This window comes from Demequina lignilytica (genome assembly GCF_030418375.1).
Lineage (GTDB): Bacteria > Actinomycetota > Actinomycetes > Actinomycetales > Demequinaceae > Demequina > Demequina lignilytica.
Map to the genome: position 1 here is coordinate 51,964 of NZ_JAUHPZ010000011.1, position 20,643 is coordinate 72,606.

General features: G+C 71.9%; 22 protein-coding genes and 1 tRNA gene. 14 read left to right on the plus strand and 9 right to left on the minus strand.

Translation table 11 applies throughout. From position 1 onward, the window contains the following. Positions 1–29 precede the first annotated feature (29 nt). The 3 genes from QQX13_RS12295 to QQX13_RS12305 are packed head-to-tail and all read right to left on the minus strand — an operon-like array spanning position 30 to position 3,054. Positions 30–1,685 carry an efflux permease Rv1217c-related protein gene (locus QQX13_RS12295; RefSeq protein WP_301153489.1) on the minus strand — a complete coding sequence of 552 codons (1,656 nt, stop codon included), beginning with the start codon at positions 1,683–1,685 and terminating at the stop codon, positions 30–32. Beyond that, a complete protein-coding gene (locus tag QQX13_RS12300; protein ID WP_301120661.1) occupies positions 1,685–2,599 on the minus strand; it encodes an ABC transporter ATP-binding protein in 915 nt (304 codons plus the stop codon). The genes QQX13_RS12295 and QQX13_RS12300 overlap by 1 nt, the downstream gene beginning before the upstream one ends. Further along, positions 2,596–3,054, minus strand: a complete 459-nt coding sequence (locus QQX13_RS12305) for a GbsR/MarR family transcriptional regulator (protein WP_301153506.1) — start codon at positions 3,052–3,054, stop codon at positions 2,596–2,598. The genes QQX13_RS12300 and QQX13_RS12305 overlap by 4 nt, the downstream gene beginning before the upstream one ends. Before the next feature lie 112 nt (positions 3,055–3,166). On the opposite strand from QQX13_RS12305, the gene QQX13_RS12310 reads away from it, so the two are divergent. Both QQX13_RS12310 and QQX13_RS12315 read left to right on the plus strand, forming a co-directional pair. Continuing rightward, positions 3,167–5,416 carry an RNA degradosome polyphosphate kinase gene (locus QQX13_RS12310; protein ID WP_301153490.1) on the plus strand — a complete coding sequence of 750 codons (2,250 nt, stop codon included), beginning with the start codon at positions 3,167–3,169 and terminating at the stop codon, positions 5,414–5,416. Beyond that, on the plus strand, positions 5,416–6,390 hold the full coding sequence (locus QQX13_RS12315) for an NUDIX hydrolase (RefSeq protein ID WP_301120665.1): 975 nt from the start codon (positions 5,416–5,418) through the stop codon (positions 6,388–6,390). The genes QQX13_RS12310 and QQX13_RS12315 overlap by 1 nt, the downstream gene beginning before the upstream one ends. A 487-nt stretch (positions 6,391–6,877) precedes the next feature. Here QQX13_RS12315 and QQX13_RS12320 read toward each other — a convergent pair whose 3' ends face one another. Then, the gene (locus tag QQX13_RS12320) at positions 6,878–7,507 is read right to left on the minus strand and encodes a hypothetical protein (RefSeq protein ID WP_367305458.1); all 630 of its coding nucleotides are present in this window, start codon (positions 7,505–7,507) and stop codon (positions 6,878–6,880) included. Next, positions 7,507–7,917: a peptide-methionine (R)-S-oxide reductase MsrB gene (gene msrB, locus QQX13_RS12325; RefSeq protein ID WP_301120667.1), complete on the minus strand. Its 411-nt coding sequence runs from the start codon at positions 7,915–7,917 to the stop codon at positions 7,507–7,509. The genes QQX13_RS12320 and msrB overlap by 1 nt, the downstream gene beginning before the upstream one ends. Positions 7,918–8,260: 343 nt before the next feature. Between msrB and QQX13_RS12330 the strand changes: the two genes are divergently transcribed. The 7 genes from QQX13_RS12330 to QQX13_RS12360 are packed head-to-tail and all read left to right on the plus strand — an operon-like array spanning position 8,261 to position 13,535. Continuing rightward, a complete protein-coding gene (locus QQX13_RS12330; RefSeq protein WP_301153491.1) occupies positions 8,261–9,244 on the plus strand; it encodes a siderophore ABC transporter substrate-binding protein in 984 nt (327 codons plus the stop codon). After that, complete coding sequence (locus QQX13_RS12335; RefSeq protein ID WP_301120671.1) at positions 9,241–10,227, plus strand: ABC transporter permease; 987 nt, start codon at positions 9,241–9,243, stop codon at positions 10,225–10,227. Before QQX13_RS12330 ends, QQX13_RS12335 begins: the two co-directional genes overlap by 4 nt. Continuing rightward, positions 10,214–11,278, plus strand: coding sequence for an iron chelate uptake ABC transporter family permease subunit (locus QQX13_RS12340; RefSeq protein ID WP_301153492.1), 1,065 nt, complete (start codon positions 10,214–10,216; stop codon positions 11,276–11,278). Before QQX13_RS12335 ends, QQX13_RS12340 begins: the two co-directional genes overlap by 14 nt. After that, positions 11,275–12,033: an iron ABC transporter ATP-binding protein gene (locus QQX13_RS12345; protein ID WP_301120676.1), complete on the plus strand. Its 759-nt coding sequence runs from the start codon at positions 11,275–11,277 to the stop codon at positions 12,031–12,033. Before QQX13_RS12340 ends, QQX13_RS12345 begins: the two co-directional genes overlap by 4 nt. Positions 12,034–12,047: 14 nt before the next feature. Continuing rightward, on the plus strand, positions 12,048–12,422 hold the full coding sequence (locus QQX13_RS12350; protein WP_301153493.1) for a DUF2218 domain-containing protein: 375 nt from the start codon (positions 12,048–12,050) through the stop codon (positions 12,420–12,422). 37 nt (positions 12,423–12,459) lie between these two features. Next, on the plus strand, positions 12,460–13,227 hold the full coding sequence (locus QQX13_RS12355) for an AzlC family ABC transporter permease (protein ID WP_301153494.1): 768 nt from the start codon (positions 12,460–12,462) through the stop codon (positions 13,225–13,227). Further along, the gene (locus tag QQX13_RS12360) at positions 13,224–13,535 is read left to right on the plus strand and encodes an AzlD domain-containing protein (RefSeq protein ID WP_301153495.1); all 312 of its coding nucleotides are present in this window, start codon (positions 13,224–13,226) and stop codon (positions 13,533–13,535) included. The genes QQX13_RS12355 and QQX13_RS12360 overlap by 4 nt, the downstream gene beginning before the upstream one ends. Before the next feature lie 25 nt (positions 13,536–13,560). Here the strand turns inward: QQX13_RS12360 and QQX13_RS12365 are convergent, their stop codons facing one another. Then, on the minus strand, positions 13,561–13,809 hold the full coding sequence (locus QQX13_RS12365; RefSeq protein WP_301120684.1) for a hypothetical protein: 249 nt from the start codon (positions 13,807–13,809) through the stop codon (positions 13,561–13,563). 267 nt (positions 13,810–14,076) lie between these two features. Between QQX13_RS12365 and QQX13_RS12370 the strand changes: the two genes are divergently transcribed. From QQX13_RS12370 to QQX13_RS12385, 4 genes are all read left to right on the plus strand, one after another. After that, positions 14,077–14,679, plus strand: coding sequence for a Pr6Pr family membrane protein (locus tag QQX13_RS12370; protein WP_301153496.1), 603 nt, complete (start codon positions 14,077–14,079; stop codon positions 14,677–14,679). After that, positions 14,676–15,584, plus strand: coding sequence for a phosphotransferase (locus tag QQX13_RS12375; protein WP_301153497.1), 909 nt, complete (start codon positions 14,676–14,678; stop codon positions 15,582–15,584). Before QQX13_RS12370 ends, QQX13_RS12375 begins: the two co-directional genes overlap by 4 nt. Positions 15,585–15,749: 165 nt before the next feature. After that, positions 15,750–16,244 carry a VanZ family protein gene (locus QQX13_RS13825; RefSeq protein WP_367305459.1) on the plus strand — a complete coding sequence of 165 codons (495 nt, stop codon included), beginning with the start codon at positions 15,750–15,752 and terminating at the stop codon, positions 16,242–16,244. After that, positions 16,207–16,279, plus strand: a tRNA-Lys gene (locus QQX13_RS12385). The genes QQX13_RS13825 and QQX13_RS12385 overlap by 38 nt, the downstream gene beginning before the upstream one ends. 42 nt (positions 16,280–16,321) lie before the next feature. Here QQX13_RS12385 and QQX13_RS12390 read toward each other — a convergent pair. The 3 genes from QQX13_RS12390 to QQX13_RS12400 all read right to left on the minus strand — a co-directional run bounded on the left by QQX13_RS12390 (position 16,322) and on the right by QQX13_RS12400 (position 19,537). Then, a complete protein-coding gene (locus tag QQX13_RS12390; RefSeq protein WP_301120769.1) occupies positions 16,322–16,843 on the minus strand; it encodes a hypothetical protein in 522 nt (173 codons plus the stop codon). Between the two features lie 22 nt (positions 16,844–16,865). Next, on the minus strand, positions 16,866–18,917 hold the full coding sequence (locus QQX13_RS12395) for an alpha-L-arabinofuranosidase family protein (RefSeq protein ID WP_301153499.1): 2,052 nt from the start codon (positions 18,915–18,917) through the stop codon (positions 16,866–16,868). A gap of 62 nt (positions 18,918–18,979) precedes the next feature. After that, positions 18,980–19,537, minus strand: a complete 558-nt coding sequence (locus QQX13_RS12400; protein WP_301153501.1) for a dihydrofolate reductase family protein — start codon at positions 19,535–19,537, stop codon at positions 18,980–18,982. A gap of 89 nt (positions 19,538–19,626) precedes the next feature. Between QQX13_RS12400 and QQX13_RS12405 the strand changes: the two genes are divergently transcribed. Beyond that, positions 19,627–20,475 (plus strand): aldo/keto reductase, encoded by an 849-nt coding sequence (locus tag QQX13_RS12405; protein WP_301153502.1) that lies wholly within the window; start codon positions 19,627–19,629, stop codon positions 20,473–20,475. Positions 20,476–20,643: the final 168 nt, after the last annotated feature.

A 20,643-nucleotide genomic window follows, 5' to 3' on the forward strand; every position in this document is an offset into this window, starting at 1 on the left:
GGGCCGCGCCGGGACGCTCGCCAGCCCGGCTACCCCCGCAGGTCACGCTCCCGGTAGGCGGCCACACCGGCGGCGAACAGCGCGGCCGCCGCGCCGAACAGCACCACCGGCTGGTACCAGTACATGCCGTTGTCCAGCGGGAAGTGCCAGGTGACGTAGTAGAAGGGTGAGGCGTGGGCGATCGGCTCCAGCGCGTCGTTGACCGCCGCGAACGCGGTCAGCGCCCACCCGACGATCGCGACACCCGTGCCGGCGCCCACCGCGATGCGCGGCTGGCCCGTCAGCGCCCCGCCCAGGAACGCGACGCCGCCGAGCACCGCGCCCAGCCCCCACAGCAGGACGCCGGTGCCGAAGATGTGCGCATAGGACATGCCCAGACCCGCGATCCAGTTGCCGAGCGCCATGCCGACGACGGTGAGCGCGGACACCCCGAGGGAGGCGATCAGCACCGCGGTCGCCCGGGTCCAGGCCACCCGCGTGCGCGAGACCCGCGAGGTGAGCAGCACCGAGATGGTCCGGCGCCGCTCCTCGCCCGCGAGCGCGGCGCCGGCCGCGATCGCGACCACGCCCACCGCGACGGGCGCGAGGATCGACAGCCCCTCGCCGTGGTACCAGCCCTCGGGCCGCGAGTAGTCGGCGAACCCGACCATCGCCATGATCGAGTCCGGGAAGGCGTCGGCGAACTGGCCGACCACGTCGGAGACCGCGTTGAACAGCGGACCCATCACGACCATCATCGCGAACATCCCGCCGCCGGCGATCGTGAGCAGCGCGCGCGAGTCGGACAGCGCCATGCCGAGCATGCCTCGCGTGCTCGACCGTCCGCGCAGGAGCTCGAGGACCTTGGCGACCCGCGCATCGTCCTGCAGGCGGGCGACGATCGACAGCCGCCCCTCCCCGGACCGCAGGTCGCGCCGGATGAGCGCTCCCCAGCCCACCACGACCAGGCCGGCGGTGATGGCGATCAGGACGCCCATCTGCGACCAGTCGACGCCGTTGGTGAGCGGCTGCGAGGCCCCGATGTAGTGCCACGGGAAGACCTTCGCCCAGTCCTCCCACCCCTCGATCATGGGCAGCAGGCCGGAGGCGAAGAAGGACACGACCAGGAAGGCGGTCGCCACGCCGGAGGCGAGCTGCTGCTGGCCGGTCGCGGCGCCGATCGCGAGCGCGACGGCGCCGTACAGGAGCGACACGACCAGCACGTGCACGGTCGCCGCCCCGACGTCCACCCCCGTCGAGCTCTCGCCGAAGACGAGCACCACGCCCACGTAGCCCAGCCACGCGAGCGCGTTGACGCCCAGCGCGATGGTGACGGCAGCGGCGGACTTCGACGCGAACAGCCGGCTGCGCGAGCGGGGCGCCGTGGTCAGCACGTTCATGGTGCCGTCCCGCTCCTCGCCCGCGATGGCCGCGGCGCCCATCGAGATCGCGATGCCGGCGATCACGAACGGCCCGAGGAAGTTGAACATCATCGACATCATCAGGCCGGTGACGCCCGCGTCCCCGCTGATGCCGATCATGGTCGAGTAGAACTCCGGCATCTGGTCGAAGAAGTCGACCGCCTCGTCCCCGATGCCGGAGTAGGCCCACATGCCGAACACGGCGACCAGCCACAGCGAGGCGACGCCGATGAGCGCACCCAGCCAGCGGTCGCGGACCGTCTTGAGATACAGGGTCTGGAGCATCAGACCGCCTCCGCCTCCGTGAGCTCGTCGCGGTAGAACTCGAGGAAGATCTCGTCGAGGTCGACCGAGGAGGACTCGAGCGAGAGCACGTCGTGGGCCGTGGCGACCCGCAGCAAGGGACCCATCGAGCCCTCGTACTGCGCCGTGACCGATGCGCCCTCGACGGCCACGCCGTGCACGCCCTCGACGCCGTCGAAGGCGGAGGCGGGCACGGGCGACGCGAACTCCAGGCGGACCCTGCGCAGCGCCTTGTCCAGCAGGTCGCTCATGCGCTCGACCGCGATGAGGTGGCCCCGACGGATGAAGCCGACGCGGTCGGCGACGCGTTCGACCTCGGACAGGGTGTGGGAGGACAGGAACACGGTGTTGCCGTCCGCGACGTGCTCGCGCATAAGGGTGTGGAACTCGAGCTGCACCAGGGGATCGAGCCCGGTGATCGGCTCGTCGAGGATCACCACCTCAGGGCGGTTCATGAAGGCCTGGATCAGGCCCACCTTCTGACGGTTGCCGCTCGACAGCTCCCCGACCTTCTTCACGAGGTCCGCGTCGAAGCGGTCCGCGAGCGCGTCCACCCAGGCCCAGTCGACACCGCCCCGGAGGTTGGCGAGGAACTGCAGGGTCTCGCGCCCGGTGAGGTTCGGGTACAGCGCGAGATCGGACGGCAGGAAGCCCAGGTGGCGGCGGATCTCGACGGCGTCCCTGCGGGAGTCGAGGCCCACGATCCGGCACTCGCCCTCGGAGGGACGGATCAGGTCGAGCAGGCACCGGATCGTGGTCGACTTGCCGGCGCCGTTGGGACCGAGGAAGCCGAAGATCTCGCCGGGCCCGATCTGGAGCGACACGTCCTGCACCGCGGTGAAGTCCCCGAACCGCTTGGTCAGGCCTGCGGTCTCGATCGCGGGGGTGGTGGTCATGGCGTTCCCTTCTCCAGCTCTGCTGTCATGCGTTCCATCAACGGCGGCCACTCGCGGGCGAAGAAACCGGCGAGGTCGCCCAGCTCGGTGACCCGGTCGGGCCGGTCCCCGGGCATCACGGGAGCCGCGGCGGACGCAAGGTCGCCCAGCGCCTGGATGCGCCCGAGCTCGGACGTCATCACCTCCCGCCACGCGCCGGGCTTGAGGCGGTAGCGCTGGACGCGCTCGCCGCGCACGCGGACCTGCTCGACCATGCCCAGCTGCACGTGGGTGCGGAGCTGCGTCGACACGGTGCCGGCGCTGAGCCCGAGGTCCTCGGCGAGCTCAGCCTGCGTGCGCTCCGCGGGCTCGCAGATCATCAGCCAGCCCAGGATCTCCGCCCACGCGCGAGTGGAGCCGAACATGGTGAAGAACGTGGCGACCTTGTCCACGTACTGGTGCTGCGCATCGTCCATCGGCACGTTTCAATACTGACTGAAATGGCTGAAAGCCGCAAGTCGTGCGCCCGGCGTGGCAGGTCGCGCGCGCAGGGTAGCGACGCGGTCGGGAGCGTGGAAGCATGGCCCCATGCCCGAGAGCCTCGACATGAACGATGCCGTGCCCGCCGCCCCGCCAGCCGAGGGCGCGGAGCCGAGCATCGAGTCCGACGAGACGTACGCCCTGCCGACCGTCTCGTACGAGGACGAGGAGCCCACCGGCGAGCTGCCCGACGACCGCTACCTGGACCGCGAGCTCAGCTGGCTCGCGTTCAACCAGCGCGTGCTCGAGATGGCCGAGGACCCGCAGACGCCGCTGCTCGAGCGGGCGAGGTTCCTCGCGATCTTCGCGTCGAACCTCGACGAGTTCTTCATGGTCCGCGTCGCCGGGCTCAAGCGCCGCATCGCCGCGGGCTTCGCGGTGCCGTCCGCGACCGGGATGAGCGCGACCCGCCAGATCGAGGCGATCATCGAGCGGGCCCACGAGATCATGGACCGCCACGCCGAGGTCTTCCAGGATCAGGTCCGCCCGGCGCTGGCCAACGAGGGCATCACGCTGGTGCGGTACGACTCGCTCGGGGAGGCCGAGCAGGAGCGGCTGCGCAAGCTGTTCCGCTCCGACATCTTCCCGGTGCTGACCCCGCTCGCCGTCGACCCGGCGCACCCGTTCCCGTACATCTCGGGCCTGTCCCTGAACCTCGCGGTCGAGATCCGCGACCCCGACACGGGCAAGGACTTCTTCGCGCGCGTGAAGGTGCCGGAGACGCTGCCGCGCTTCCTCTCCGTCGACGCCGCCGGCAAGGTGGGCCAGGTCACCGACGCGGCCTCGCTGTCGGACGAGCCGCGCTCGTTCGTGCCGCTCGAGGACGTGATCGGCGCCCACCTCGACTACCTGTTCCCCGGCATGGAGGTGGTCGACCACTACACGTTCCGCGTCACCCGCAACGAGGACGTCGAGGTCGAGGAGGACGACGCCGAGAACCTCCTCAAGGCGATGGAGAAGGAGCTGCTCCGCCGTCGGTTCGGCCCCGCCGTCCGCGTCGAGGTCGCCGACGACCTGCCCGCGAAGATCCGCGAGCTGCTGGTGCGCGAGCTCGGCATCACCGAGAACGACGTGTTCCACCTCCCGGCGCCGCTCGACCTCACCGGTCTCAACGCGATCGCCGACCTGGACCGGCCGTCGCTCCAGTTCGCCTCGTTCCGGCCGACCACGCATCACAAGCTCGCCCCCGTCGAGACCGCGGCCGAGCAGAACGTCTTCGAGGCGATCACGCGGGGCGACGTCCTGCTGCATCACCCGTACGACTCCTTCTCCACGTCGGTGCAGGCGTTCCTCGCGCAGGCCGCGATGGACCCCAAGGTGCTCGCGATCAAGCAGACCCTGTACCGGACCTCCGGCGACTCGCCGATCGTCGATGCGCTCATCGAGGCCGCGCACAACGGCAAGCAGGTGCTGGCCCTGGTCGAGATCAAGGCGCGCTTCGACGAGCAGCGGAACATCTCCTGGGCCCGCAAGCTCGAGCAGGCGGGCGTCCACGTCGTGTACGGCCTGGTGGGCCTCAAGACGCACTGCAAGCTGTCGCTCGTGGTCCGCCAGGAGGAGGACGGGCTCCACCGCTACTGCCACATCGGCACGGGCAACTACCACCCGCGCACGGCGCGCCTGTACGAGGACTACGGGCTGCTGACCAAGGACTCGGACACCGGAGCCGACCTCACCAAGCTCTTCAACCAGCTGTCGGGCTACGCACCCAAGGCGAAGTTCCGCCGCCTGATCGTCGCCCCCACCGGGGTCCGCGTGGGCCTCATCGAGCGCATCGAGAACGAGGCGCGCCACGCCCGCGCGGGCAAGGACGCCTGGGTCAAGATCAAGGTCAACTCGGCGGTCGACGAGAAGGTCATCGACGCGCTGTACCGCGCCTCGCAGGCCGGCGTGAAGGTCGACATCAACGTCCGCGGCATCTGCGCCGTGCGGCCGGGCGTGCCGGGCTTCTCGGAGAACGTGCGCGTGCGGTCGATCCTGGGACGGTTCCTCGAGCACTCCCGCATCTACGCGTTCGCGAACGACGGCGATCCCGAGGTGTTCATCGGCTCCGCCGACCTCATGCACCGCAACCTCGACCGCCGCATCGAGGCGCTCATCACCGTCACCGACGAGCAGCAGAAGGCCAACCTCATCGAGAACGTCGACCTCGCGATGAGCGCCAAGGTCGCCGGCTGGGAGCTCCACGAGGACGGGTCGTGGGCGCGGACCGTCACCGACGGCCACGGCGAGCGCCTCAAGGACCTGCAGGAGATCTACATCAAGCGCCAGCCGAAGCGCAGGGCCAAGGGCAAGTAGTGAGCCACTACCCCGACGGCACCGTCGTCGCCGCGGGTGCCCTGGTGTGGCGCGTCCGGAACGGCGAGCTCCAGGTGCTGGCCGTGCATCGTCCGCGGTACAACGACTGGTCGTGGCCCAAGGGCAAGCTCGACCCGGGCGAGCACCTGCCCGAGTGCGCGGTGCGCGAGGTAGCGGAGGAGACCGGGAAGCAGATCGAGCTCGGCCAGCCGCTGCCGACCATCCGGTACCCCATCGGGGCGGGCAAGCAGAAGGTGGTGAAGTACTGGGCGGCCACGGTGCTGCCGTCCGGCTCGCGCTCCGTGAAGGCCCGGCCCACCTACAAGGCGGCGGCCAAGCACGAGATCGACCGGCTGCGATGGCTCTCCGTCGAGGAGGCGCACCGGATCATCACGTTCCCCGACGACCTGCGGCCGTTGGACGCGCTTATCGAGGCCTACCAGGCGGGACGGCTCGACACGCGCCCGTTCGTGCTGGTGCGCCACGCCCGGGCCAAGCGTCGCAAGGCGTGGAAGCTCGCGGACCTGCGTCGGCCGATCACCAAGGCGGGCGCGCAGCGGGCCCGCGCGATCGTGCCGCTCATCTCCTGCTTCGGGGTGGGGCGGGTGGACTCGTCGCCCGCGCGGCGGTGCGTCGACACGGTCGCGCCGTACGCGGCGGCCGTGGGCGTCGAGGTCAAGACCCACGACTCGCTGACCGAGCCCTCGCACGCCGAGCGACCGCTCGCGACCGCGAAGACCTTCGCCAAGCTGTTCTACAAGACCTCCGCGCGAGCGGTGTGCGTCCACCGGCCCACCCTGCCGACCATCATCGAGCTGATGCGCGCGTCGATCCGGCCGTACACCCGCGGGGCGCTGCCGCGCAGCAACCCCTACCTGCCGGCCGGCGGGGTGCTGGTCGCGCACGTGAACGACACGGAATCCGGCCCCGTGGTGGTCGCGGTCGAGACGCACCTGCTGCGCGTCCACGTCTGATCGCCGCATCGCGACGGACGCTCAGCACCTACCGCCTCGCCAGGGCCGGTCGATGCGCGCGACGCGACCAGGCACGATAGAGCCTCGCCGCCGGGCATCCGGACGCCTGAGCCCCGACGGTAGGTGCTGAGCGTCCGGATCCGCCGGCCGGAGAAGATGAAGACGTCGGACCGGGAGCGCCAGTCGGCGCGAAGGCCGCTCGAGGCGGCTGGATTTGGAGCCCGGGGCTGCCGCGGTCCGACGTCACCACCACCATACGCCCGAAAACCAGGCTGTCGAGCCCCTCCACCGGCCTGTTCGCGGCCTGCGGAACCGGGAACAACCGCCCCACCTGCCCACCCCTGGACAGTGGGCACGGAATCGGGGACGACACGCCGAAAGCGCGGCCCGGATCCGCCCCGACACGCCGCCGACCCGGGACCGATTCCGTGCGGACTGTGCGGGTGAGGGGGGGGGAGGGAGGGGCGGCGCGGGACGATGCGCGGCTTCAGTCCAGGCGGCCCTCGCGCCACATCGCGGCGCAGCGCTCGAGGTCCTCGCCGGTGCGCAGCAGCTGGGCGGCGCGCAGCGTGGTGGCGTGGGCGCGGCGGTCGGCGTGGCCCTCGTCGGACTGCGCCTCGAAGGCGGCGCCCGTCGCGACCACGCGGCAGAACGCCCCGGCCCGCTCGAGCGCGACCGCGAGGTCGCCGCTGAAGACGCCCGACAGCACGGCGTCCGCGAGCGCCTGCACCTCGGACGGCCCGGGCGGGTCCTCGACGCCGGCGATGGCGTGGCGCACGTGGGCGGCGTTGACGCCGTGGTGGTACGAGCGGGCGACCGCGGCGGCATCGTGCTTGACCCACTCGCGGATCATGTAGATGCGCCACAGCGCTCCGGGCAGCGTGTGCTCCCCGGCCTTGGCCCACATCATCGCGACGGTGTCGATGCCCTCCTCGTCGACCAGGCGCACGAGGCGCGCGACCAGCTCCGGGTCGCCGGACTCGCGGGCCTGCGCGACGATCGCGGCGGCCGTCTCGTGGGCGATCAGCCCGCGGTCGGCGGGGTCGATGTCGCCCTCGAGCTGGTCGGCCATCTCCATGTCCAGCATGGCGGGGCGGCGGAAGCGGGGCTCGGCCACTAGGCGGACTCGCCCGCCTGGTCGAAGGTCAGCGACACGGAGTTGATGCAGAACCGGTCCCCCGTCGGCGTCTGCGGCGCGTCGGGGAACACGTGGCCCAGGTGCGAGTCGCACGCGGCGCATCGCACCTCGGTGCGCACCATGCCGTGCGTGAGGTCCTCGTGGAGGGTGACGGCCTCGGGGTCGGCGTCGTAGAAGCTCGGCCACCCGCAGTGGCTGTCGAACTTGGTGCCGGAGCTGAACAGCTGCGCGCCGCAGGCGCGGCAGCGGAAGACGCCGTCGCGCTTCTCGTCGATGAGCTCTCCGGTCCACGGGCGTTCGGTGGCGGCCTCGCGGAGCACCGCGAACTCCATGTCGGTGAGCTGCGCGCGCCACTCGGCGTCGGTCTTCACGATCCTGTGCTGCGTCATGGGGGACTCCTTCCCAGGACAGGGTACGCGCGGCGCGCTCCCGAATCGCGCGCCGGACGGCTCCCGGCCTCATGCCTGGTCAGACACGAGGCGCCCGACCTCCGAGGGGGGGAGGAGGTCGGACGCCACGTGCTCTCACCTTGACGTCCCATGCGGCTCTCGCCGTGGTGGGTGCATGGATAAAGACGCCGGGGCGGCCCGGTTTGTTCCCCGGATCGGGAATCTGTTTGGTTTTTTAGCAACGCCTGTGTAGCGTTAATCCGGGCCCACGAGGTTAGGCAAGCCTCACCTCATTGCAACGTCGTCGGAGCCGCCCCGCGCGGCCCACCATCGAAGGAGAACCATGACCGTCGCACGCCTTCCGCGCGCGCTCGTGCTCGCCATGGCAGCCCTCGGGCTCAGCGCCTGTGCAGGCGCGGCCGCCACCGAGCCCACCGCATCGTCCCCCGCCGCCGAGGCCGCCTCCGCGCCCACCGAGATCACCGTCACCACCGCCACCGGCGAGGTGACCCTCTCCGCGGACCCGCAGCGGATCGTCGTCTTCGAGCACGGCATCCTCGACACGATCGACGCGCTGGGCGAGGGCGACCGCGTGGTGGCGATCCCCCACCAGGGCATCCCGGGCTACCTCGCCGGCTACGCCGAGAGCACCGAGAACGCGGGCACGCTGTTCGAGCCCGACTACGAGGCCGTCAACGCGGCCGAGCCGGACCTCATCATCGTCGGCGGCCGTTCCTCCGCGACGCTCGAGGAGATGGAGCAGATCGCCCCGACCGTCGACCTGAGCTTCGAGTGGGGCACCGACGCGTTCCTCGCGACCCTCGAGCGCAACGCCGAGGCGCTCGACACGATCCTGGGCCTCGACGGCGCCGCCACCGCGGCGGTCGCGGGCTTCGAGGCCGACGCGGCCGCCATAGCGGAGGACGCGGCGAGCGCCGGCACCGGCCTGGTGGTGCTCACCACGGGCGGCAAGATCAACGCGTTCGGGCCGTCCGAGGAGGGCCGCTTCGACTTCGTCTACGGGCTGTTCGGGATCACCCCGGCGGCCGACCAGGTGGCGATCGACTCCCACGGCGACGCGATCTCCTACGAGTTCCTCGCCGAGACCGACGCGGACATGCTGATCGTGCTCGACCGCGACGCCGCGATCGGCGCCGAGGGCGAGAGCGCCCAGGCGCTGCTCGACAACGCGCTGGTGAACGGCACCTCGGCCGCGCAGGACGACGCGATCGCCTACGTCGACACCCAGAAGTGGTACCTCGCGTTCGGCGGTCTCACGGCCCTCGACGGCATCAGCGAGGAGATCGGGGCGCTGGTCGCCTCGTGACCTCGCTCCGCGGCCGCACCGCCGCCGTCACCCTCGGGGTGGCGGCGGCGGTCGTCGCGCTGCTGGCGGTCGCCTCGCTCGCCGTGGGCGCCGCCACCCTCGACTGGGGCGCCGTGCTCACCGATCCCGAGCAGCTGCGGCTGGTCACGGTGAGCCGGATCCCACGCACCGCCGCGGTGATCCTCGCGGGCGCCGCGATGGCCGTCGCCGGCCTCATCATGCAGGCGCTCACCCGGAACCGCTACGTCGCGCCCACCACGGCCGGCACCATCGACGCCGCGGGCCTGGGCGTCCTGGTCGCGGTGCTGCTCTTCGCCGGCGCCTCGGTGATGGCGAAGATCGGGATCGCGCTGGTGTTCGCGTTCGCGGGGACGGCGCTGTTCCTGCTGCTGGTCGAGCGCCTGCGGCTGCGCGAGATGATCATGGTGCCGCTGCTGGGGCTCGTGCTCGGCGGCATCTTCCGCGCGACCACCGAGATGATCGCGTACCGCGCGAACCTCACCCAGACCGTGCAGGTGTGGATGAACGGCGACTTCTCGGGGGTCATCGAGGGGCGCTACGAGACGCTCTGGCTCGCCGGCGCCGCCGCCGCGGCCGCCTACCTGATGGCCCACCACCTCACCGCGGCCGGCATGGGACGCGAGATCGCGACCAGCGTGGGGCTGCCGTATCGGGCGACCCTCGCCGCCGGGCTCGGCGTCGCCTCCTTCGCCACCGCGGTGGTGGTGGTCACCGTCGGCGCGATCCCGTTCCTCGGGCTGATCGTGCCGAACGTGGTGACGCTGCTGGTGGGGGACAACCTGCGCCGGGCGCTGCCGGTGACCGCGCTCGGCGGCGCGGCGCTCGTGCTCGCGTGCGACCTGATCGGACGCCTCGTCATCCACCCGTACGAGATCCCGGTGAGCTCCGTGGTCGGCGTCCTGGGCGCCGGGGTGCTGCTCGCGCTGATCCTGAGGAAGGGGAACCGCTTTGCACGCGCCTGACGCGACGCTGTCGCGGGACGATGCGGTGGTCACCGCGGCGCCCGCGGCCCCGGCGACCACCGCATCGTCCCTCCCGACGGCCCGGCGCACGCCGCCGGGAGCGGCCCGCGTGCGCCGGGTGGTCCTCGCGCTGACCGCCGCGACGCTCGGCGCGGCCGCGCTGCTGCTGACGTGGGGGGTCGACGGGCACTGGGACTTCGCGCTGCCCCGGCGGCTCGAGACCCTGGCCGCGCTGGTGATCGTGGGCGCGGCGGTCGCGGTCGCGACGGTGGTGTTCCAGACCGTGACGGCGTCGCGGATCCTCACGCCCTCGATCATGGGCTTCGACTCGCTGTACGTGCTGGTCGCGACGCTGATCGTGTGGAGCACCGGCGCCGCCACCGCGCTCGCCATGCCTCCGCTCGCGCTGTTCGCGCTCAACACGGGCGTGATGCTGGGCGCGTCGCTGCTGCTGTTCCGCGCGGTGATCGGCGACGGGACGCGGGGCCTCTACACCACCGTGCTCGCCGGCGTGATCGCCGGGACGCTGTTCAGCTCCATCAGCGGCTTCCTGTTCCGCGTGATGGACCCCAACGCCTTCGACGCGCTGATGGCCGACCTGTTCGCGAGCTTCACCTCGATCGACACCACGCTGCTCGCGGTGGGCGCGGTGGTGCTGACGGCCGCGGTCGCGGGGGCGTTCGCGATGGCACGGCGCCTCGACGTGCTCGCCCTCGGACGCGACGGCGCGATCGGGGTCGGGCTCGATCACCGGCGCACGGTCATGCTGGCGATGGCGCTGGTCGCCGTGCTGGTCTCCGTCTCGACCACGCTCGTGGGCCCGGTCACGTTCCTGGGCCTGCTGGTCGCGAACCTCGCCTACCGCCTCACGGGCACCCACCGGCATGGCGCGAACCTGCTGGTCGCGATGCTGGTCGCGGCGGTCGCCCTGGTGCTGGGCCAGGCGGTGCTGCAGCACGTCCTCGCCTTCAACGGCACGCTCGGCTCGCTCATCTCCCTGGTGGGCGGGGTCGTCTTCATCGCCATGCTGATCAAGGAGTCCCGCCGGTGATCACCCTCGACTCGCTCACCAAGTCCTACGACGACCACCTGGTGGTCGACGGCGTCTCGCTCGAGCTCCCGAGCGCGGGCGTGACGTCGATCATCGGCCCCAACGGCGCCGGGAAGTCCACGCTGCTGTCGATGGTCAGCCGGCTCCTCGGCGTCGATGCGGGCACGGTCGACCTGGACGGCCTCGACGTCCACCGGGCGCCGTCGCGCGAGGTCGCGCGCCGTCTCGCGATCCTGCGACAGGACTCGCACACGCCCGCCCGCATCACCGTGCGGGAGCTGGTGGAGCTCGGGCGCCACCCGCATTCGAAGGGCCGGCTCACGCCGGCCTGCCACGCCGCGGTCGACGCGGCGCTCGCGCGGTGCGACCTCGCGGACCTCGACCGGCGCGGCCTCCACGAGCTCTCGGGGGGCCAGCGCCAGCGGGCCTACGTCGCCATGGTCCTCGCGCAGGACACGCGCTACCTGCTGCTCGACGAGCCGCTCAACAGCCTGGACCTGGTCCACGCGACCGCGCTCATGCAGCTGCTGCGCACGCTGTCGGACGAGCACGGCACCTCCGTGGTGCTGGTGCTGCACGACATCAACTACGCCTCGGTCCACTCCGACCGCATCATCGCGATGCGCGACGGACGCGTGGTCCGCGACGGCACCCCGGAAGAAGTGATCACCGAGGAGGCGTTGTCCGATGTGTACGGCGCCCCCTTCCGTGTCCACCACCTCGACGGCGACCGGATCGCCGCCTACTACCGATGACGAACGGAGTCCCCATGACCCTCAGCACCACCGGCCGCTTCCCCACCGACCGCCCCGAGCGCTACCTCAAGCAGCTGTGCTCCCACCTGGGCAACAAGCTCGACGCGACGTACGAGGGCGGCGACGGCCGCATCGTCCTCGGCACCGCGATCGCGCGCCTGACCGCGACCCCCGGGTCGCTCGAGATCGCCGTCTCAGGCGCCGAGGACGCCGACGTGCATCGCGTCATGGGCGTGGTCGGGTCGCACCTGGACCGGTTCGCGCAGAAGGACGGCGTCAGCACGGAGTGGGACGATGCGGAGCTCGCCGCGGCGGCGAAGGCCGCCCGGGAGGCGTTCGTCGCCGCGCGGAAGGCTGCCGCCGAGGCCGAGGCGGGTGCCGGTTCCTGAAACCTTGGCGCCACACTGAGGTGCCACACTCGCCTGTGTGACCGCCTCCGCCTCCGCCGCCGAGATCCCCTCGGCGCGCCGCGACTTCTGGGCGGGTGCCCGGGCGGTGGCGACCCTGATGCCGGGCGCGGTGCTGTTCGGGCTCGCGTTCGGCGCGCTGGTCCGCGTGGTCGGGATCGACCCGGTCACGGGGTTCATGGGGTCCGTGATGGTGCAGGCGGGCGCGAGCCAGATCGCGATCCTCGAGGCGCTGCGCGCGAACGCGCCCGCGGTGATCGCGGTCATCACGGCGGTGGTGATCAACGCGCGCTTCGCGCTGTGGTCCGCCGCGATGGCGCCGATCTTCGCGCCCTTCCCGACCCGCTGGAAGCTGTGGCTGTCGTATCTGATGACGGACCAGTCGGCGGTCATCACCCTGCAGCACCACGAGCGCTATCCGGATCCGGTGCGGCGACGGCGGTTCGTCCACGGCGCGGAGTCGACGTTCGTGGGCGTGTGGCTGATCGGCACCGCCGCGGGGGTGACGCTCGGGCCGGTGATCCCGGATGCGTGGCAGATCGGGTTCATCGTGCCCCTGATGTTCATCTCCGTGCTGGTGCCGGGACTGCACGGGGCCCCCGCGCTCGTGGCGGTCGCCGTGGCGGCCGTGACCGTGGTGGTGGCGAAGGACCTGCCCTACGGGCTCAACGTGCTGCTCGGGTCGCTCGCGGGCATCGCGGCCGGCGCTTTCGTCCCCGATCGCAGGCGACCCGACCCGCGCCACCCCGATGACGGGCTGGCGCACGACTCGGCGGCCGGCGAATGACGGCGTTCCTGATCTTCCTCGCCGCCGGGATCGGCACCTTCGCGATCCGGCTGTCCGGCGTCATGCTGCTGCGCGACCGCGAGCTGCCGCCGCGGATCGCCAAGGGGCTGAGCCTGGTGGGACCGGCCGCGATGGCCGCGATCGTCGCGAACGCGCTGCTGCTCGACGAGGGCGCCTGGCGGGGCTTCGGGGCGTGGCACCTGGCCGCGCTGGTCGCGATCGGGGTCGCCGTGTGGCGGCGCACCTCCGGCGTCGCGATGGCCGCCGGCGCCGTCGCGTTCGCGGCGCTGCTGCTCGCGGGGCTGTAGGCCCCGGCGCCCGCGGTGGGTCCGTTCAGGGGGCGTGCGTCGCCGTCACCAGGTCGCGGACGTCCTCGTCGCCGGGGAAGGCCGCGGCGACGTACCAGCGCAGGCGGTTGAGGCGCAGGCGCACCGCTCCCTCGGAGCGGTAGCCGAGCCGGCTCGCGAGCTGGGCCTCCGTCTCGCCGCGGACGTAGCCGATCAGCAGGTCGGCGTCGCGTTCGTTCAGGCAGGACGCGGCGCGCCGGAGCGCGGCCTCGGTGTGGAGCTCGGTCGCGGTCACGTTCGCCTCCCCTGGGCTGTGCGGATCTCCGTGCAGGACGTGTGGGCATGGGTGCTCATCGCCTGCTCCTTTGCAGTGCCTGACACTCCACCCCAGCCCGCTTGTGGCGGTACCGGAGCGGCGCGCGATCTGTCACGACTGGATGCTGTCGCTCTGGTGACATCCATTCCATCGCGTGAATCACGCCGCCATCAGGGGCATACGTCCTATTTCGCGCCCGGGTGCGCTCGACCGGCATGCGCGGCGCCCGACTGCTAGCGTCGCGCCATGGTCCGCACCCTCGCCGTCGCACGTGTCCTGGTCGCCGCGCTCATGCTGCTGGCCGTCGGCCGGCTCGCCTGGCAGGGCATCGCGGACGGCAGCTTCGTGCCGTGGAACTTCTTCGGGTACTTCACCATCCAGAACAACCTGATCGGCGTCGCGGCGCTGGCGATCGCGGCGCGCTACGTCGGACGGGAGCGGCCCGAGTGGGTCGAGCTGCTGCGGCTGACGGCCGCGGTGACGCTGACCATCGTGGTCACCGTCTACTGGACGCTGCTGCTCCCCACCGACGACGAGCCCTGGGCGTGGACCAACCTGGTGGTCCACGGGCTGTCCGGGGTCGCGCTGGTCGCGGACTGGCTGGTCGACGGGCCGCGGCGGCCGCTGCCATGGGGCCTGCTGCCCTGGGTGATGGCGTATCCCCTGCTCTGGGTGGCGGTCACCCTGGTGCGCGGGGCCACGGATGGGTGGTTCCCCTATCCCTTCCTGGATCCGGCGAACGGCTACGCGGCGATCGCGATGGTGGTCGGCGGGATCGTCGTCGCGGGGCTGGCGCTGGGTGCGGTGTACATGCGCGCCACGCGATGGCGTGCCCTGGTGCCCGCATGATCCGAGACTCCGGCCCGCCGCCCGCGCACCCGGCGATCTCGCGAGCGCTCGCGCACGAGCTGCTCGCCGCCCAGCTGCCGGAGCTCGCCGACCTCGAGGTGGGCGAGCGCTTCGACGGCTGGGACATGGTGGTCTTCCGCGTCGGTCCCGAGCTCGCGCTGCGCCTGCCGCGCGTCGCGGGGGCCGTGGGGCCGCTCGAGCGCGAGAACCACCTGCTCACCACCGTGGGCGCCGGGTGGACGTTCGCGCATCCGCGGGTGGTGGCGACCGGCGACCCGCAGGGGGACTACCCGTGGCCGTGGGCCGTGGTGTCGTGGCTGCAGGGCGGCACCGCGGACGTCTCGCCGCTGCGGGACGATGCGACGGGAGCCGTGGGCGCCGCCCTCGCCCAGGTGCACGTGCCGGCGCCCGCGGAGGCGTGGGTCAACCCGGAGCAGTCGATACCGCTCGGGGAGCGGGTCGAGAACCTCGAGTGGGCGCTCGACCTGCTCGCCGAGGCGGAGGGCCCGTCGGGAGAGCGGTTGTCCGTCGCCGGCGCGCGGGAGATCTGGCGCGAGGCGGTCGCGGCGCCGGGGCCGACCGAGGAGGTCTGGTCGCATGCGGATCCGCACGGGTCCAACCTGCTCTCCGTCGACGGGGAGTTCGGCGGGATCATCGACTGGGGGAAGATGGCACGCTGCGAGCGCGCCGTCGACCTCAGCTTCCTCTACACCGCGACCTCCGCCGCGGGAGTCGCGACGGCGGTGGCCGCCTACCGGGACGCATCGTCCTGCGACGATCCGGGACTCGACGCGCGACTGCGCGGCATCGCCGTCACCAAGTGCGCCTCGTGGGCCGTGCTCGACCGCCCGCTCAATGTGATGATGGCCTGGCGCGGCTTCGCCGAGCTGGGCCTGGTCGTCTAGCCGTGCTGCGGCAGGCGCGGGCACAACCGCGGCCATCCGGGCGTTACGTGTGCTGACACCTGGAGGGGGAGCATGTTCCTGACCGTGCCCGAGGCCGCCGAGGCCGCGAGCCCGTACGCGTTCGTCGCGCTGGTGCTCGTGGTGCTGGTGTCCGTCCTCGGGACGATGCGCGGCGCGGGGGCACGGGTCCTGCTGTGGGGGGCGCTGGTGGCCTGCCTCGCCGGGATCGCGTTCCTGACGGTCGGGGCCTCGACGTCGTTCTCGAACTCCGGCACCTCCTCCGTGAACCTCACGCTGTTCCAGGAGATCGAGCGGGCGCTCCGGTCGGACTCGCGGATCGCGTGGCTCAACCTGATCGGCAACCTCGCGATGTTCGCGCCGCTCGGGGCGGTGCTGGTGGCGCTCATGCGCCGGCTCACCGTGGTGCTGCGGGTGATGGTCGCCACGGTCGTGTCCGGCATGCTCTCCGCCGCGATCGAGATCGCCCAGCTCGCGCTGGGACGGGTCGCGGACATCGACGACGTGCTGCTCAACACCCTCGGCGCGTTCGGCGGCGCGGTGGTCGCGGCGGTGGTCATCGGGGTCACGAACGCGGTGCGGCGCCGTCGCTACGATGGGGGCCGGGCCTCTAGCTCAGCTGGTAGAGCAGCGGACTTTTAATCCGTAGGTCGTGGGTTCGAGCCCCACGGGGCCCACGCTCGGGGCCATCACGGCCATCGCGGCGACCACGGCGCCCGTCAGATGTCCTCGCCCATGCGCCGCACCCCGACGTGCAGGAGCGCGAGCACGCCGGCGAGCATGACCGCGAGGGCGATCTGCAGGCCGCTGTCGCCGCCGATCAGCTGGGTCAGGCGCAGCGCGGCGATCGAGATGCCGAGGCCGAGGCCGCCCAGGTACATGTCCTTCATGCCGACGGCCGCGCCCAGCAGCCCGAGACCCGCGCTCAGGAGCGCGTTGCCGGTGCTCACCAGCGCGAAGATCACCCCGGCCAGGGCGACCACCGCGGCGATGCCGAAGCCGCGCAGCCCGACGGAGTCCCGCCGCGTGTACGCGATCCAGGTCTCCACGCCGAACGCAGCGGCCACCACCAGCGACTGCACCAGCACCGAGGCGTCGAACCACCACAGCAGGGCCATCGCGAGCGACACGACGATCGCCGCGCGCGCCCCCTGATCCCGATGCATGCGCCGCGTGCCGGGATTCCAGCCCTCACCCGCGGACCCGGCCCGGTCCATGCCGGGGATGTCCGTGCCGCTCACGTCAGCCTCCACACGCGCATCATCACTCCTCGTCGAGCGTCCTGAGCGGCACCGTCACCGCGACCAGCGTCCGGCCTCCCAGCCGGATCACCATCTCATCGTCCCTCACCTCACGGCGCGACACGCGCGGCGTGACCTTCCTGCGCCCGCGCATCGCGTCCCACGTGAGACGGTTCTGCGCCTCGTCGTGGGCGGAGAGCGTCTCGACGTCGGCGAATCCGTTCGCCGCACCGGGCACGCGGAGGCGTACCAGCTCGCGCCGCCCGTTGGTGTTGACGATCTTGACCACCACCGCATCGTCCCCCGCCGTCGCGGAGGCGAGGACGCCCTCGGGCAGCGCGGCGTCCAGGGGGACGATGCGTTCGCGCACCGTCGCGCCGAACATCCGCTGCACGTGGTGGTTGGCGCTGCGCATGGCGGAGAACGGGTTGAAGTCGATGAGGTTGTGCTCCCACTGGCCCCGGCTGACCAGGTTGAGCAGGGGTGCGAAGGAGGTCATCGCGACCACATCCGCGTTGCGCTCGACACCGGTGAGGAACGCGGCCTCCGCGAGGGCCGAGCGGAACGAGTTCGGGAGCGGCCGCACCGGCTTGGGGACCAGCCCCGAGGGAAGGTTCGCGGCGTACTCGCCCACCGCGACGCGGACGTCGCGCGGGAGGTCGTCGTAGCGCGTGGCGGCGTCGATGGTCCAGGTGGGGCTCTTGTAGAAGTGCTCGTCGACGATCGTGCCCTCGGGGTGCCTCCTCGCGTGAGCCCACGCCATCTCGTACTCCGTGCCCCAGGCGAGCGCGCCCGCGGAGAGGACCACCTCGATGCCGGGACGATGCGCCCGCACCGCCTCGCGGATGATCCGGAACCGCTCGAGGTACCCGGGGCCCGAGTTCTCGTTGCCGATCGCGATCATGTCGAGCGCGAAGGGCTCGGGGTGGCCGGCCTCGGCGCGGAGCCGCGCCCACTCGTTGGTGTCGGGGTCGCCGGTCGCCCAGTCGATGAGGTCGAGCACGTCCTGAGTCACCGCTCGGAAGGCGTCGGAGTCGATCGGGAGCGTCTCGCTCGAGCGGAGCTGGCAGGCGATGCCGACGCCCACGACCGGCAGCGGCTTGGCTCCCAGGTCCTCGCACATGAGGAAGTACTCGTAGTAGCCCACCTGGAAGGACTGCGAGTAGTCGCCGCCCCGGGTGGACAGCCCCCACAGGTTGTAGTCGGGACGCCGCCGCTCGAGGGGGCCGACGGTCCGCTTCCAGTCGTACGCGTTCGCGCAGTCGAGACCCTCGACGATGCAGCCCCCGGGGAAGCGGATGAAGCGCGGCTTGAGGTCGGCGATCGCCTCGACCAGGTCGCGGCGCAGCACGCCCTGGCTCCACCGGGGGTCACCGGCGCCCCAGTGATCCGCGGGGATCAGGCGGACCTCGTCGACGTCGACCGTGCCGGTGCCCTTGAAGCCGATCTCCAGCGCCGCGAGGGAGTTGCCGTACGGGATCAGGGCGGCGGTCGCGCGCTCCCAGCCCGGGTGGTCGGGGGCGGGCGCCACCGTCAGCTCCGCGGTGGCGAGCACCTTGCCTCGGCGGTCCACCAGCCGGGCGGCGAACGGCCCGTCGAAGGAGTGCCGGCGGACCAGGAGGTCGAGGTGGAGGACCACCCCGCGGCGGGCGCCGATGCCGGCGGCGGCGCGGCCATGGCCGGCGTTGCGGAGCACCATCATCCCGTCGGAGACCAGCCGGGCGTATCTGCTCCCCGGGACGAGCGGCCGGTCGGCCGCGAGCCCCGGCTCCCGCGCATCGTCGATCTCCGTGGCGGGGAAGGCGATCGCTCCCCCGCGCACGTCCCAGTGGCGCATCGGGTCGATGCGGGTACGCGGCTTGCGATGCGTGATCGCGGCGACAGTGTTGGTGTGGGTGCCGCGGCGGAGGTAGACGCCCTCGAAGGAGTGGTTCGCCACCAGGTTCGCGTTGAGGCCGCCGTCGACGGCGTGGTTGATGTCCTCGAGGAACGCGCCGATGAGCGTCGGACTCACCGACGTGGTGGCGCGCGCGGGGTCGGCGGTCAGGACGATGCTGGGGCGGGCCGGGGTCATGGTTCGAGTGTGCCTCGCGGCCGTGGTGGGCGCTACACCGTCATGCCTGGTGGGTCGCGGTTTCAGCGGACGGCGTAGCGAAGCAGCACGGATCCCTGCGGGAACGTGCGGTGCTCGAGCAGCTCGAGGTCCAGGCGCAGGCCGTCCGGCAGCGCGCGCGTGCCCGCGCCGACGATCGCGGGGACCACGGCGAGCTGGATCTCGTCGACCAGGCCGGCCGTGAGGGCGTGCGCCGCGAGCGTGGGGCCGCCGATGCCGAGGTCGCGGTCGGCACGGTCCTTGAGGTGGCGGACGTCGTCGGCGTCGAACTCGCGCTCGATGCGGGCGCGCGGGATGCCCGGCTCGTCGAGGGTGCCCGAGTAGACCACCTTGTCCGAGGCGACCCACGCCTCGGCGAAGGTGCGCAGGTGCGGCGGGAGCACCGGCGTGCCGTAGAGGTCCTCCCAGACCACCATCGTCTCGTGCATGCGGCGGCCGTACAGATAGGTGCCGATGGTCCGGGCGAGGTCGGTGAAGTGGTCGTGGAGCTGCTCGTCGGGCTGCGCCCAGTCGAACTCCCCCTGCGCATCGTTCACATACCCGTCGAGCGAGCAGATGGTGGCGTAGACCAGGCGTGCCATGACGTCCTCCTCTTCCTCCTGCCACGGTATCGCCGGGGGCTGACCTCCGCCTGGTCACGCGGGCGGTGACCCGGCATAGGGTGGACGGCATGACCCTTCCCACGCTCACGCTCAACGACGGCTTCACCATCCCCGCGCTCGGCTTCGGTACGTATCCCCTGGTGGGCGCCGAGGGCGCCGCGGCGGTGCGGTCCGCGCTCGACACGGGGTACCGGCTGCTCGACTCCGCAGTGAACTACGAGAACGAGGGCGTGGTGGGGCGTGCGGCGCGCGACTGGCTGGTGGAGTCCGGCTCGGGGCGCGACGAGCTGACCGTGCAGACCAAGCTGCCCGGTCGGCATCACGACTACGAGCGGGCGCTGGCGTCGGGATATGAGTCAGTTGCCCGACTTGGATTGGATCGCATCGACGTGCTGATGATCCACTGGCCCAACCCCGTCACGGGGAGGTACCGCGAGGCCTGGCGCGCGCTGGTCGAGCTCCGGGAGCGCGGCGTGGTGCGGTCCGTGGGCGTCTCGAACTTCACGCCGCGGCTGCTGGAGGAGATCATCGACGACTCGGGCGTGGTACCCGTCGTCAACCAGGTCGAGCTCCACCCGTACTTCCCGCAGGAGGAGCTGCTCGAGGTCCACGCGCGGCACGGCATCGTCACCGAGGCCTGGAGCCCCCTCGGGAAGCGGCAGGCGCCGTACGGCGAGCCAGTGATCGTCGCCGCCGCGGCCCGGCTGGGCGTGACGCCCGCGCAGGTGATCCTGCGGTGGCACCTGGAGCGCGGCACCGTGCCGCTGCCGAAGTCCGCGACGCCGTCGCGGCAGGCGGAGAACCTGGCCGTCGACTCGTTCTCGCTGCTGCCCGAGGAGGTCGCGGCCATCACCGCGCTCGGGCGCGAGGATGGGCGGCTGTTCGACGGCGACCCCGAGCGCCACGAGGAGATGTAGGGCAGGGCGTCGAGCGTCCCCGCGTCGCCACGCTGTTCGCGGCCGTCTGCTTTCCGGCCGCACCGTTCTCGCCGCACCCTTCCCGGCCGCGCCCTTCCGACTGATGTCCCCAGGCTGGGTTGGGCGGGCCCGAATTCACATGTCTACCAGGGTGGATGATCCTCTCCG

Bases quoted from the DNA above. Each gene is read 5' to 3' on its own strand.
- QQX13_RS12295 (WP_301153489.1), bottom strand. From the start codon at position 1,685: ATGCTCCAGACCCTGTATCTCAAGACGGTCCGCGACCGCTGGCTGGGT.
- QQX13_RS12300 (WP_301120661.1), bottom strand. From the start codon at position 2,599: ATGACCACCACCCCCGCGATCGAGACCGCAGGCCTGACCAAGCGGTTC.
- QQX13_RS12305 (WP_301153506.1), bottom strand. From the start codon at position 3,054: ATGGACGATGCGCAGCACCAGTACGTGGACAAGGTCGCCACGTTCTTC.
- QQX13_RS12310 (WP_301153490.1), top strand. From the start codon at position 3,167: ATGCCCGAGAGCCTCGACATGAACGATGCCGTGCCCGCCGCCCCGCCA.
- msrB (WP_301120667.1), bottom strand. From the start codon at position 7,917: ATGACGCAGCACAGGATCGTGAAGACCGACGCCGAGTGGCGCGCGCAG.
- QQX13_RS12330 (WP_301153491.1), top strand. From the start codon at position 8,261: ATGACCGTCGCACGCCTTCCGCGCGCGCTCGTGCTCGCCATGGCAGCC.
- QQX13_RS12350 (WP_301153493.1), top strand. From the start codon at position 12,048: ATGACCCTCAGCACCACCGGCCGCTTCCCCACCGACCGCCCCGAGCGC.
- QQX13_RS12360 (WP_301153495.1), top strand. From the start codon at position 13,224: ATGACGGCGTTCCTGATCTTCCTCGCCGCCGGGATCGGCACCTTCGCG.
- QQX13_RS12370 (WP_301153496.1), top strand. From the start codon at position 14,077: ATGGTCCGCACCCTCGCCGTCGCACGTGTCCTGGTCGCCGCGCTCATG.
- QQX13_RS12375 (WP_301153497.1), top strand. From the start codon at position 14,676: ATGATCCGAGACTCCGGCCCGCCGCCCGCGCACCCGGCGATCTCGCGA.
- QQX13_RS13825 (WP_367305459.1), top strand. From the start codon at position 15,750: ATGCGCGGCGCGGGGGCACGGGTCCTGCTGTGGGGGGCGCTGGTGGCC.
- QQX13_RS12395 (WP_301153499.1), bottom strand. From the start codon at position 18,917: ATGACCCCGGCCCGCCCCAGCATCGTCCTGACCGCCGACCCCGCGCGC.
- QQX13_RS12400 (WP_301153501.1), bottom strand. From the start codon at position 19,537: ATGGCACGCCTGGTCTACGCCACCATCTGCTCGCTCGACGGGTATGTG.
- QQX13_RS12405 (WP_301153502.1), top strand. From the start codon at position 19,627: ATGACCCTTCCCACGCTCACGCTCAACGACGGCTTCACCATCCCCGCG.